The 12,579-nt window shown below is 71.1% G+C and carries 10 protein-coding genes; all 10 read left to right on the top strand.

Going from position 1 to position 12,579, the window contains the following annotated elements; genetic code table 11:
- The first annotated feature begins 269 nt into the window (after positions 1–269).
- Positions 270–1,139 (top strand): carbohydrate kinase family protein, encoded by an 870-nt coding sequence (locus tag ACFWBF_RS04630; protein ID WP_385595090.1) that lies wholly within the window; start codon positions 270–272, stop codon positions 1,137–1,139.
- Positions 1,140–1,308: 169 nt separating this feature from the next.
- Positions 1,309–2,541: a Rieske 2Fe-2S domain-containing protein gene (locus ACFWBF_RS04625; RefSeq protein WP_385595087.1), complete on the top strand. Its 1,233-nt coding sequence runs from the start codon at positions 1,309–1,311 to the stop codon at positions 2,539–2,541.
- An 82-nt stretch (positions 2,542–2,623) separates the two neighbouring features.
- Positions 2,624–3,181, top strand: a complete 558-nt coding sequence (gene ssuE / locus ACFWBF_RS04620; protein WP_385595084.1) for an NADPH-dependent FMN reductase — start codon at positions 2,624–2,626, stop codon at positions 3,179–3,181.
- Positions 3,182–3,524: 343 nt separating this feature from the next.
- On the top strand, positions 3,525–4,814 hold the full coding sequence (locus ACFWBF_RS04615; RefSeq protein WP_385595081.1) for an ATP-grasp domain-containing protein: 1,290 nt from the start codon (positions 3,525–3,527) through the stop codon (positions 4,812–4,814).
- 31 nt (positions 4,815–4,845) lie between these two features.
- Positions 4,846–6,015: a saccharopine dehydrogenase family protein gene (locus tag ACFWBF_RS04610; protein WP_385595078.1), complete on the top strand. Its 1,170-nt coding sequence runs from the start codon at positions 4,846–4,848 to the stop codon at positions 6,013–6,015.
- Positions 6,016–6,026: 11 nt separating this feature from the next.
- Positions 6,027–7,358: a lysine N(6)-hydroxylase/L-ornithine N(5)-oxygenase family protein gene (locus ACFWBF_RS04605; RefSeq protein WP_385595075.1), complete on the top strand. Its 1,332-nt coding sequence runs from the start codon at positions 6,027–6,029 to the stop codon at positions 7,356–7,358.
- A gap of 39 nt (positions 7,359–7,397) precedes the next feature.
- Positions 7,398–9,491, top strand: coding sequence for a class I tRNA ligase family protein (locus ACFWBF_RS04600; RefSeq protein ID WP_385595072.1), 2,094 nt, complete (start codon positions 7,398–7,400; stop codon positions 9,489–9,491).
- 56 nt (positions 9,492–9,547) lie between these two features.
- Positions 9,548–10,819, top strand: coding sequence for an aspartate aminotransferase family protein (locus tag ACFWBF_RS04595; protein WP_385595069.1), 1,272 nt, complete (start codon positions 9,548–9,550; stop codon positions 10,817–10,819).
- A gap of 44 nt (positions 10,820–10,863) precedes the next feature.
- Positions 10,864–11,475 (top strand): sigma-70 family RNA polymerase sigma factor, encoded by a 612-nt coding sequence (locus ACFWBF_RS04590; RefSeq protein WP_385226744.1) that lies wholly within the window; start codon positions 10,864–10,866, stop codon positions 11,473–11,475.
- Between the two features lie 69 nt (positions 11,476–11,544).
- Positions 11,545–12,549, top strand: a complete 1,005-nt coding sequence (locus ACFWBF_RS04585) for a hydroxyacid dehydrogenase (protein WP_385595066.1) — start codon at positions 11,545–11,547, stop codon at positions 12,547–12,549.
- The last annotated feature ends 30 nt before the right edge of the window (positions 12,550–12,579 follow it).

The raw sequence follows: 12,579 nt of genomic DNA, 5'->3' as shown, positions 1-12,579 counted from the left end.
CTCTGCTGAGCGGGTTGCGGTGCGGCTCTTGCGTGGTGTCCGATGCGGATGCGGAAGCACGCGATGGCGCCGGACCGGCGCATGAGCGCGGCAATGGGCCTGGCTGCGGTCGCACATGCTCTCACGATCCGCTTGATTCCGAATGCCTGAGCTGCATTTCGGTCGGCCTTCGCGTATGCCATTCATAGGGAAGGGTGAGTTCCATCAATCGCATATTGACATCCCACAGGGCAATTCCCGCTCCCGGTCCAGCTGGTGGGCCGGTTCTCGTGGGTACCGTCACCTTGGACTTCCTGCACGAGGGCCCGCTGGGCCGGGGTCAGGATCCCGCCACCCTGCGCTGGGGCGGGGTGGCGAACAACGCCGCCTGCGCGATGGGCGCGCGCGGGGCCCGGCCGGCGCTCGTCACGGTGGAGTACTCCGGCGAGATCGGTCCGGCGGTGGGCGGTCATCTGGCCGGAAACGGCGTCGACTGGCTGCGGTTGCCGGTGCGGGCGCCACTGCCGGTGTTCCACGCCGAGCTGGTCGAAGGCTCGGTGGCCGACAAGAGGTTCTACGGGGAGCGCGCCCTCGGCCTGATCACCCCCGCTCTGCTCGACCGGTCCCGCGGCCTGTTCGACGCCGCCGCGGTGCTCGCCGCCGGTACGGACGCCGGGGCTCCCGCGCTCGCGTGGCTCGCGGACGCCGCGCGGGACCGGGGCGTGCCGTTCTGGCTGCTGTCGGCCGACCCCAACGAGGTGTCGAAGCTGCGGCCCGAGGGGCGCGGGGCGGATCTGGTGGCGCTCAACCGGCGTGAACTGTCCCTGTGGGCCGGCCGCTCGCTGACCGACCGTGAGGATCTCGTCGCGGCGGCCCGGCAGTTACCGGCTCCCGGTGGCCGCTGCCTGGTCACCCTGGGCGAGGAGGGCTCCCTGCTGGTCCCGGCGGACGGCTCCGAGGTGGTGTGCCAGCCCGCGTCCTCGCTCACGGACCAGGTGATCACCGTGGGCGCGGGTGACGTGCTCTTCGGCTGCCTGCTGGCCGGGCGCCTCGCGGGCCTGGACTGGGCCCCGGCGCTGAAGGAGGCCACCGGCCTGACCAGCCGCTTCCTGGGCGGGGCCGGTGACGACCCGGCTCCGTACGCGGTCCTGCGCGACTGACTCCGGCCGGCTCCAACGCCGCTCCGGGCCCGAATCAAACGGACTTTCAGGGGCAAGCCGCCTTCGTCCGTGGAGAGTTGTCACGGACCGGGAGCCTGGATCGTCTTCAAGGGTGGGTGATGGTCGCGGCGCGGACATCCCCTCCCGAATGTCGAAACGGAGGCCCGAAGTGACCACTCAGAAGGTGAATGAGACCTTGACCCAGGTCGGTCCAGGCACCCCCATGGGGCAGTTGCTTCGCGAGTACTGGCTGCCCGTCATGCGCTCCGAGCGCCTCGCGGAGCGGGGCGGCGCCCCGGTCCCGGTGGAGCTGCTGGGCGAAAAGTACGTCCTGTTCCGGGCCGACGACGGCACGGTGGGCTGCTTCGCGGAGGCCTGCCCGCACCGGGGGGCCTCGCTGACCCTCGCCCGCAACGAGGACTGCGCGCTGCGCTGCGTCTACCACGGCTGGAAGTTCCACGTCTCGGGCGAGGTGCTGGAGACCCCCTCGGAGCCGGAGGAGGACGGGCCGCGGTTCGCGGAGCGCGTCAAGCTCCTGCACCACCCGGTGACGGAGGCCGGCGGGATCATCTGGGTGTGGCTCGGCGGGACCGGCCGCAAGCCCGCCGCCTTCCCGGAGTTCCCCTTCACCAAGGTCCCGGCGGAGAACGTCTTCGCCACCGTCGCGCTGGTGGACTGCAACTGGGTCCAGGGCCTGGAGGCGGACATCGACTCCGCCCACGTCTCCCTGCTGCACGAGACCGAGGCCCGCAACGGCCCGCTGCGCGACCTGCTCGACGACACCGCCCCCCGGGACGAGATCGATCCGCAGCCGTACGGCCTGCGTTTCGCGGCCGTCCGCTCGCTGTCCTCGGGGGACACCCTGGCGCGGGTGAAGCCCTTCGCCATGCCGTGGTACACCGTGGTTCCCGAGCTGCCCAACGGCGACCGGCTCTGGCACGCCTGGATTCCGGTCAACGACCACCAGACGATCATGTGGTACCTGTGGTGGAACGACGACCAGCCCGTCGACCCCTCCTACTTCAGCGAGCAGTTCGGGCTCGATCTGGACAACCTCAACCCGGACAACATCCGCGAGGGCTACACCCGCGAGAACGGCTGGGGCCAGAACCGGGAGGCCATGCGGGCCGGCACCAGCTTCTCCGGCATCCGCGGCCTGGTCCTCCAGGACGTGGCCGTGCAGGAGAGCATGGGCCCGATCGTCGACCGGACGATGGAGAACCCCGGCAAGAGCGACCGCGGCATCGTCCGCACCCGCCGCTACCTGCTCGACGCCCTCAAGGCGCACGCCGCGGGCGAGACGCCGCCGGGGCTGGGTCTCGACGCGGACTACAGCACCGTCCGCTCCGCCGTCATCGTCGTACCCGAGGGCGAGGACTGGCGCGCCGCGACCGCGCCGTAGGGCTCACGGCCGCGTCAGGCTCGCTCCGCCCGCCCCTCAGCCCGCGCCTTTCGGCCCGTAACACCAGAGAAAGGGACCTCTCATGGCCACCGTCCTGTCCGTTTCGGGAAGTCCCTCCGTGACCTCCCGGACCACCGGGCTGCTGCGCCACCTGGACGCGCAACTCATTGCCCAGGGGCACGAGGTGATACCGCTCGACGTCCGCACCCTGCCGGCCGAGCCGCTGCTCAAGGCGGACATGCGCCACCCGTCCATCGTGGCGGCGACCGCGCTCTTCGCGCGCGCGGACGGGGTCGTCATCGGCACCCCCGTCTACAAGGCCGCGTACTCGGGCCTGCTGAAGTCACTGCTCGACCTGCTGCCGCAGTACGCCCTGTCCGGCAAGGCGGTACTGCCGCTGGCCACCGGCGGGACCACGGCGCACGTGCTCGCCATCGACTACGCGCTGCGGCCGGTGCTCGCCTCGATGGGCGCCGCGCACATCGCGCCCGGCTGGTTCACCCTCGACCGGGACATCACCCTGGGAGAGGGCGGGCGGGTGACGGTCGCGCCGGGGCCCGCCGAGGCGCTGGAGCGGGTGACCGACCAGTTCTCGGCCGCGCTCCGGGGTCATCCGACGCTGGCCGCAGCCGCCGTTTAACCAATTCCATACGAAGTCTTCACCTTTTGTCAGTGCCGCCCGCGCGGTCTATCCGGTTCCTCCGGACCGACCGCGCGGGCGGCACTTTTTGTTCACCATCACCAGGGTTTAAACGGCGATTCGGCGGACTGTTTCAGTTAAGTTAGTCACCCGCTGACAGCGCGGAAGGGCCCTGGATTGACTTGATCCGATCGTTTTGTGGCTCGAATCAGGGGAACCGTATGGCGTGTGAAAGGATCTGGCCAGTCTTAACTGGAATGGCCAGTATCCATCCAAGATCCTCTTCACAACCCCCTACCCCTGTGATTGAATAACGCTCGCTTGGTGCTAGAGACCCACTTGAATGCATGACACTCGCGGGGGCTGTTTCGTGACGGAACGTCATATTCTCTTCGTAAACCTTCGACGCATCCAAAGGGAAGGGCTGGAGTCCCTGCTCGCCGCCCGACGTCTGGGCTATCGAGTGATTCTCCTCGGCCGTTCCATTCCTGAATTCGCCAAGCCGCTCGTTCATGAATTCCGGCAGGTGGACACGTACGACAGGGCCGCTTCGATCGCCGCGGCCAGGGAACTCCACGCCGAATACAACCTGGTCGGCGTCGCGAATTTCACGGAAGTCGACGTGCAGCTGGTAGCGGCCATCGCCGCTGATCTCGGGCTTCCGGGAATGTCCGAGACCGCCGCCCTCCGGGCGCGCAACAAATATGTGATGAAGGATGCCCTGCGGCATCTCGATGGCGTACTTCCGCGCTTCGCCAAGGTCTCCGACCTGGCGGAATTGCGGGTCGCCGTCGAAGAGGTCGGACTTCCCGCAGTGGTGAAGCCCACCGGGGCCTCCGGGTCCAAGGGGATCTTCGAACTGCGGGCCCCGGAGGACCTGGACGCAGCCATGGAGAGGCTGTCCCAGATCGCCCGGCCCGATTTCGACCCGGTGTTCAAGCAGTTCGGCGCAGAATTCATCGTCGAGGAATTCCTCGAAGGCGACGAGCTGAGCGTCGAGGGCTTCGTGTCGGGCGGCGAGGTCCACATCGTCACCATCACCGACAAGGTGACCAGCGTCCCCTTCCACCTGGAGCTGGAGCACAAGGTCCCCAGCGCCCTGCCCGCCGATGCCCGGGCCGAGGTGAGCGCCACCACGAAGGACATCGTCGGCGCCCTCGAATTCGACAACTGCGCCTTCCACCTCGAAGCCAAGTGGGGCGACCGCGGACTGCGGTTCATCGAGATCGCCGGCCGCCCGGCGGGCGACTACATCGGCTCGCACCTGGTGCCGCTCGCCACCGGCGTCAACTACTTCGAGAACGTCGTACGGGTGGCCGCGGGCGAAGAGCTGCGCCTGGAGCACGACCGGCAGCTCAACGCGGGCCTGCGCTTCGTACTGGCCGAGCGGGCGGGCCGGTTCGAGGGCGCCGAGGGCCTGGAGGGCATCGGCGAGGACCCCGGCTTCGACCACGTCTTCCACGAGGTCCCGGCCGGCACCGAAGTGTCCCTGCCGCCGGAGAACTTCGGCCAGCAGCGCGTCGTCGCCGTCATCGCGCGGCACGTCACGCGCGAGGGCCTCGAAGCGCTCCTCGGCCGCGTCACCACCGAGGCCTCGGCCCGGGTCTCGCCCGTCGACGGCCGCTCCGGATGACGTGGGGCGCGCGTGAACGGGGGTCCGGCCCATGAGGGTGACCCTCTTAGGCTGCGGCCAGATGGGCCGGGCCGCCGCCTACGCCCTGGCGACCGACCCCGGTACGTCCGAGCTGCTGCTCCTGGACCGGGACCCCGTACAGGCGGCCGCCCTGCGCGACTGGCTGTCGGACCGCGGCGGCGCCGCGGTCCGGGTCGCCCCGGACCTGGACGCCGCACTGTCGGGCTCCGACGCCGTCGCCACGGCGATGCCCTGGGCCCCCACCGAGACCGCCCTGCGCGCGGCGGTGCGGGCCGGCGTCCCGGTCGCCGGGATCACCCGGCCGCCCACGGCCGAACTGGCCCGGCTGGACGCGGAGATCAGCGCCGCAGGCGGCACGGCCCTGCTGCCGATCGGCCTTGAACCCGGCCTGACCGAACTCCTCGCGGTCCACCTCGCGAGCCGGCTCGACAGCGTGGAAGCGCTGGAGATCTGCTGCGGGGGAGTGCCCAGCGAACCGCGGGAACCCCTCGGGTACACCGCCTTCTTCGGCGGGGAGAACGACTACCACCTGCCGATCGCCCAGCGCGAGGCGCTCGCCCTGCGCGGCGGCCGCGAGGTGCACCACCCCCGCTTCTCCGGAGTGGTGACGCGCGAGTTCGAGGGCGTCGGTCGGCTGGAGGCCTACCACGACGGCATGGCCCCCTGGCTGGGCGAGCACCCGGCCCTGCGGGGCGCGGACTGCACCCAGAAGACCCTGCGCTGGCCCGGGTTCGCGCAGGCCGTGACGGAGTTGGCCCGGCTGGGCCTGCTCGCGGACGACCCCGTGGACGTCGACGGAGCCCGCGTGGCCCCGAGGCGGCTCGTCGAGCGCGTACTGGCCCCTCAGGTCCGGGCGGGCGCCGACGACCGGGACGTGGTGGTGCTGGAACTGACGGCACACGGACTGCTGGACGGCCGGCCCGCGTCCCTGCGTACCACGGTGCTGGACTTCGCCGACGAGGCGACGGGCCTGTCCGCCATGGCCCGGACCACCGGCTTCACCCTGGCCGCGGCAGCGCGGCTGCTGGCCGAACGGGCCGTCGAGGGAACCGGCTGGATCAAACCGCACCTCGCCCTGTCGCAGGAGCTGACGGGACGGGTGATGCGGTCGCTGACCGGGCGCGGCGTCCGATGGCTGCCGGCTCACGAGATCACCGAGGCCGAACGCCCCCACTTGTAACGGGAGTTCATATGAGTACAACCCCCAAGATCTACGACCTGGTGGGTGTAGGGATAGGTCCGTCCAATCTCAGCCTCGCCGCCCTGACCTCGCGGGAGCCCGGCTTTTCGGCCGTGTTCCTCGACCGCAAGGAAGCCTTCGACTGGCACCCCGGCCTGATGCTGCCGGACGCCGAGATGCAGGTCCACTTCCTGAAGGACCTGGTCACCCCGGTAGACCCCACCAACCCGCACTCCTTCCTGGCCTTCCTCGTGGAGACCAAGCGGCTGTACCGGCTGCTGGTGACGGGTCGCTCCAAGGTGCCGCGGCGCGAGTTCGAGCAGTACTGCCGCTGGGCCTCGGAGCGCCTGGACAACCTGCGCTTCGGCGTGACCACCGAAAACATCGAGTGGGACGGCTCCGCCTTCCTGGTGCACACCACCGACGGCGTCCTGCGCGCCCGCAACGTGGCCACCGGTACGGGACTCACCCCCAAGCTGCCGCAGTGCGCCGTCGGCCACGACCCGCAGCAGGTCTTCCACGCGGAGCAACTGCTGCGCCACCCGCGGGACTTCTCCGGCAAGCGGGTCGCCGTCGTCGGCGGCGGCCAGAGCGGCGCCGAGGTCGTCAACCACCTGCTGACCTCCGAGACCCAGCGTCCCGAGCGGATCGTGTGGGGAACGCGGCGGGCCAACCTGCTGCCGCTCGACGACAGCCCGTTCGTCGACGAGCTCTTCCTGCCCGACTACAGCCGCTACTTCCACAGCCTGCCCGAGGGCGAGCGCGAGGAGGTCGTACAGCGGCTGCGGATGGCCAGCGACGGCATCTCCCTGTCCACCCTGCAGGCCATCTACCGGCGCCTGTACGACCTGGAACTGCTGGAAGGGTCCGACCGCGCCTGCCGCGTGCTGCTGGACCAGCACCTGACGGCGCTGACCCGCACCCCGCAGGGGCTGCGCACCACCTGGCAGCCGGCGCGCGGCGGCGAGCCCGTGCACGAGGAGGTGGACGTGGTCGTGTGCGCCACCGGATACGAGCACGGGATGTCGGACCTGCTGCTCGGCCTCAAGGACCGCCTCGCCCTCCAGCACGGGCTGCCGGTCGTCCGGTCCGACTTCAGCCTCGAATGGGACGGGCCGGCCGGCAACCGCGTCTTCGTCCAGAACGCGGCGCGCCGCGAATTCGGTGTCGCGGACCCCAACCTGAGCCTGCTGGCCTGGCGCAGCGCAGTCATCGCCAACAGCCTCCTCGGCCGGGAGCGCTACGACACCGGACCGGTCAGCACCGCCCTGGACTGGGAGCCGCTCGGCTCCGACGAGGCGGCCCTGCGCCACCCGGGGGCCGTCGCGGCCGGACGGGCCTGATACCGCACCCGAAGTCCATGACATGAGAGGAGCAGCGGGGTGTCCGCGGCCGGCGAGCCGTACGACGTTCCGCGCCCAGCAATGCACGTCATACCCATTCCCCGCACTGTCGGCGAGCTCGAGCTGCCCGATTTCGTCCGGAGCGTCGAGCCTTCCTGGGCCGAGGGCGGCGCACTGCCCTTCAACCTCAGGAGGGTCACGCTCCGCCCCGGAGAGAGAACAGCCCCGCACAACCATCACGACACCGAGGTCTGGGTGATCCTGGACGGCCGCGGCGAGGTCGTCTCGGACGGGGAGTCCGCGCAGGTCGCGGCGGGGGACACCGTGCGGCTCGCGCCGCTGGGCGTGCACACCCTGCGCAACCTCGCGGACGACCGGCCGCTGACTTTCCTCACCACCTGGTGGGAGGACATGTCGGCCCTGGACCGCGAACACGACAAGCGGGCCACGGAAGCCGCCGGCTCCTCGCGGGCCGAGCGCCCCGTCCTGCTCCTGCCGTCCTTCCCCACCCCCAACGGCGAGCTGCACCTGGGCCACGTCGTGGGCCCGTTCCTCGGCGCCGACCTCGTACGCCGCGGCCTGCTCCAGCGCGGCACCGAGGCCCACCTGCTGCTCGGCACGGTCGGCCACCAGAGCCAGGTGGCGTCGGCCGCCATCAGCCAGGGCCTGTCCTTCTACGAGCTGGCGGAGCGCAACACCGACGCCATCCAGGAGGCGCTGGCCGCGGCGGACATCGGCTGGGACGTGTTCGTACGCCCCTCCTCGCCGCAGTACCCGCAGGTGGCCCTCGACATCTTCGAGAGCCTGCGCGCCAAGGGCGCCGTGGTGGCGAAGACGGTGTCGGCGAACTACTGCGCCCCCTGCGGGACGTTCCTCTTCGAGGCGTTCGTCTCGGGCGCCTGCCCGCACTGCGGCTCCCACGACACGGCGGGCATCGAGTGCGAGGCCTGCGCGCTGCCCTTCGCGGACGAGGAACTGCGCGACCCCGGCTGCGCCACCTGCGGCACCCCGGCCGAGCAGCGCGAGCTGACCCGCTACTACCTGCCGCTGGAACCGCTGCGCGACAAGCTCACCGCGTACCTGCGCACGGCCCACATGAGCGCCCGGCTGCGCGCCTACGTGGAGCGGGTCCTGGCCGGGCCCCTGCCGGACCTCCCGGTCAGCACCGTCGCGCCGGACGGCATCCTGGTGCCGGCCGACCCCGCGGGCGACGGGCCGGACGCCACCGAGGGCCAGCGGATGTACTCGGCCTTCGAGCTGGCCGCGCGTTTCATCACGGCCCTCGACGAGCTGGCCAAGGGCCGGGGCACCGCGGGCTGGGAGGCGTACGCCGAGTCCGAGGATCCGCGTACGGTGCTGTTCTTCGGCTTCGACAACGCCTTCCTGCGCACCATCGTCTTCCCGGCCGTCCTCGGGTCGTTCACCGACAAGGTCGCGTTGCCCGACACGATGATCTGCAACGAGTTCTACCTGCTCGACGGGCAGAAGTTCTCCACCGGCCGGATGCACGCCATCTGGGGCCGCGAGGTCTTCTCCGAGCAGACCCGCGACCAGCTGCGGCTGTACCTGGCCGGCACCCGGCCCGACATCCGCCGCCGTGACTTCGTCGTCGCCGAGTACGCGGACTTCGTCCGGACACAGCTGCTCGACGGCTGGGAGCCCTGGCTCGCATCGGTCGACGCCCGCCTGGACAAGCACTTCGGCGGCATCGTCCCGGAGGCGGGCAGCTGGAACGCCGAGGCCCAGCGCTTCTACGGCCAGATCCGCGAGTTCCGCGCGCAGCTCCCCCGGGCCCTGGAGCCGGAGCGTTTCGACGCCCGGGGCGCCGCCGAGGCGGTACGCACCTTCGTGGACCGGGCCCGCCGCTTCGCCGAGGCGTGCGAGGACGTACTGGACACGGCGCCGCCCACCGGCGACGCGCGTACGTGCATGGCCCTGGAGCTCATGGCCGTACGGACCCTGGCCGAGGTCGCCCGGCCGCTGGTGCCGGTCATGGCCGCCCGCCTGGCCGAGCGGCTCGGGGCGGCCGGCCCCGCGGCCGAGGACACCCCGCAGTGGGTGCCCGCCGGCAGCGAGGTCTCACTGGCCGGCCCGTACTTCACGGCGGACGTGTCGATCAGGACCGCCCGCTGACGACGCCCCGCGCGTCGATCCCCGTCAATTCCCGCACAGTTGTGAAAGGGCCCATCGTGAACACGGACAAGTCTGCCGAGCTCTACTCCCGCGCGGTCGAGGTCATGCCCGGCGGCAACAGCCGTACGGCCGTCTACAGCGCCCCGTACCCCGTCTACATCCAGTCGGGCAGCGGCGCGCGGGTCACCGACGCCGACGGCGTCGAGCGCATCGACTTCCTGAACAACAGCACCACCCTGATCCACGGCCACGCACACCCCGAGATGGTCGCGACGATCACCGAGGCCGTCGCCCGCGGCACCAGCTTCGGCATGCCCACCCCGGTCGAGGTCGAGTACGCCCAGGCGCTCTCCGCCCGCAACGAGACCTTCGAGCACTGCCGCTTCACCAGCTCGGGCACCGAGGCCGTCATGATGGCCGTCCAGGCCGCCCGCGCCTACACCAAGCGCCCGAAGATCGCCAAGATGGCGGGCGCCTACCACGGTGCCTACGACGCCGTCGCGGTCAACAACGACGGCTCCGGCTCGCTCATCAACCACGCGGTCACCGGTAACCCCGACGGCGTCGTCAACAACACCGTCGTGATCCCCTTCAACGACGCCGAGGGCGCCCTGGCCGTGCTGCGCGAGCACGCCGACGACCTGGCCTGTGTGCTGATCGACCCGGTGCCGTGGCGCATCGGCCTGGTGCCCGCGAACAAGGAGTACCTGGACGCGCTGCGCGGATTCTGCGACGAGAGCGGCGCCCTGCTGATCTCCGACGAGGTCGGCTCCTACCGCGTCGGCTTCCACGGCGCCATGCACCTGCTCGGCAGCGAGGCCGACCTCACCGTCCTCGGCAAGGTCATCGGCGGCGGCATGCCGATCGGCGCGGTCGTGGGCCGGCGCAAGTTCATGAGCGTCTTCGACCCGAGCCAGGGCGCCCCGGCGCTGCCGCACTCGGGCTCGTACAACGCCAACCCGGTCAGCATGAGCTCCGGCGTGGCCTCGCTGCGCCTGCTCACCGAGGAGGCCCACGAGCGCATCGGCGAGCTCGGCGAGCGCGCCCGCCAGGCGATGCGCGCCACGGTCGAGTCGGTCGGCCTGGACTGGGAGGTCAACGGCCTCGGCTCGCTGTTCCGCGTGATCGCCACCAGTGCCCCCGAGGGCTACGCCAGCCCGGCCGCGGCGATGAAGCGCCTGTACTGGGTGCTGCTGGACAACGGCATCCACATCGGCGACAGCGGCCTGGGCTGCATCTCCACCCCCATGGGCGACGCGGAGATCACCGAGTACGCCGCGGCCTTCGACAAGAGCCTGCGTCAGGTGCTGGCCGAGGGCCGGGCCTGACCCCAGAGATGGGCTGAGCCACGGGCCGGCCTGGAGGCAATACCTTGTTCGATGTTGACCAGGAAGAGTTCCAGCGCCGGAGGTCGGGTCTCCAGGCGCTCGCATACCGCCGCGTCGGGTCGGCCGAAGAGGCCGAGGACATCATCTCCGAGGCCTGGCTGCGCTGGATGACGGCCACGAACGTGGAGAACCACGGTGCCTTCCTCTCCACCGTGGTGAGCCACCTGTGCGCGGACTACTGGAAGTCCGCGCACACCCGGCGGGTCTCCTACGTCGGAACCTCGTTACCGGACGAGCTGACGACGCCGGCGGGCCCGCCGGTCGAGGAGCCGCCGCGGAGCGTGGAGCGCGCCGACGAACTGCGGCGCGGCGTGGCCTGGCTGCTGGAACTCCTCGGGCCGGCCGAGCGGGCCGTACTCGTCCTGCGACTCGCCTTCGAGTACAGCTACCGCGAGATCGCCGGCGTGCTGGGCATCAGCGAGGTGTATTGCCGAAAGCTGTACGGCCGGGCGCTCGGCCGCCTGGAGGAGGGCAGGCCCCGGTTCACCGCCGCGCCCGTGGAGCACGCCGAACTCACCCGGCGGCTGCTGGCAGCCAGCCGCGGGGGAGAACTGCGGCCGCTGGAGAGCCTGTTGGCCGCCAGCGTCGCGGCCTGACCCCTCCCCACCCGCACCATCCACTCCCTAGTGCTGCGACCGCACTAGCCCCGTAGGAAGCACAGGATCATGCGACCGAACGTAGTCCTCGTCGGCTCGATGTACGACGCCGAGGCCGAGGAGCTGCTGGAGCAGCACGCCCATGTCACCCGCGTCGACGACGCCGACCGCGAGGCCGTCCTCGCGGCCCTCGCCGACGCCCACGGCCTCGTCGCCCGCTACCCCGCCCGGATCGACCGGGAGCTGCTGGCCGCCGCGCCGAAGCTGCTCGCCGTGCTGTCGAGCGGCCGCGGCGTCGACAACATCGACATCGAAGCGGCGACCGAAGCCGGCGTCGTCGTCGCCAACAACCCCGGCCTGGGGGGCAAGCCCGTCTCCGAGCACTTCTTCGGCCTGCTCCTCATGGTCACCCGGGGCCTCGACGCGATCCACCGCCACGGCAACGAGGCCGCCTGGGGAGCGAGCCGGCTGGGCACCCACCGCGTCGAGCTGACCGGCAAGACCCTGGGCATCGTCGGCCTCGGCAACGTCGGCGGCTGGACCGCCCGCCGCGCCCACGGCGGCTTCCTCATGCGCGTCCTGGCCTACGACCCGTACGTCTCGGCGGAGAAGATGGCCGAGGTCGGCGCGATCAAGGTCGAGCGCCTCGAAGACCTCCTCGCCCAGGCCGACTTCGTCACGGCCCACCCCGAGATGAACGACGAGACCGCGCACATGTTCAACGACAAGTCCTTCGCGCAGATGAAGGCCGGGGCCTACTTCGTGAACACCTCCCGGGGCGGCGTCGTCGACACCGACGCCCTGGTCCGGGCGCTGCGCAGCGGTCACCTCGCGGGCGCCGCCCTCGACGTGTACGAGGAGGAGCCGCTGCCCGCCGACCACGCGCTGCTCGGGCTCGACAACGTCGTACTGAGCGCGCACATCGCCGACTTCACCGTCGAGACCAAGCGCGCCCTCGCCCTGAACGCCGCCTCCCAACTGATCACCGCCCTCGGCGGCAAGCAGCCGCCGAGCGCCCTCAACCCGGACGTCTGGGGCAAGGTCGCCGAGCGCCGCCGCGCTCTGCTGGCCTGACGACCGAGCGGCAGCGCGGGCACCCGCGCT

Source organism: Streptomyces sp. NPDC060028 (genome assembly GCF_042736725.1).
Classification (GTDB): Bacteria; Actinomycetota; Actinomycetes; order Streptomycetales; family Streptomycetaceae; genus Streptomyces.
Note: the sequence above shows the minus strand (reverse complement) of the source record. Positions and strands in the feature narration are given on the sequence as shown.

What these genes read in the sequence shown, in the direction of transcription:
- ssuE (WP_385595084.1), top strand. Translation starts at nt 2,624, where the DNA reads ATGGCCACCGTCCTGTCCGTTTCGGGAAGTCCCTCCGTGACCTCCCGG.
- ACFWBF_RS04615 (WP_385595081.1), top strand. Translation starts at nt 3,525, where the DNA reads ATGCATGACACTCGCGGGGGCTGTTTCGTGACGGAACGTCATATTCTC.
- ACFWBF_RS04610 (WP_385595078.1), top strand. Translation starts at nt 4,846, where the DNA reads ATGAGGGTGACCCTCTTAGGCTGCGGCCAGATGGGCCGGGCCGCCGCC.
- ACFWBF_RS04605 (WP_385595075.1), top strand. Translation starts at nt 6,027, where the DNA reads ATGAGTACAACCCCCAAGATCTACGACCTGGTGGGTGTAGGGATAGGT.
- ACFWBF_RS04585 (WP_385595066.1), top strand. Translation starts at nt 11,545, where the DNA reads ATGCGACCGAACGTAGTCCTCGTCGGCTCGATGTACGACGCCGAGGCC.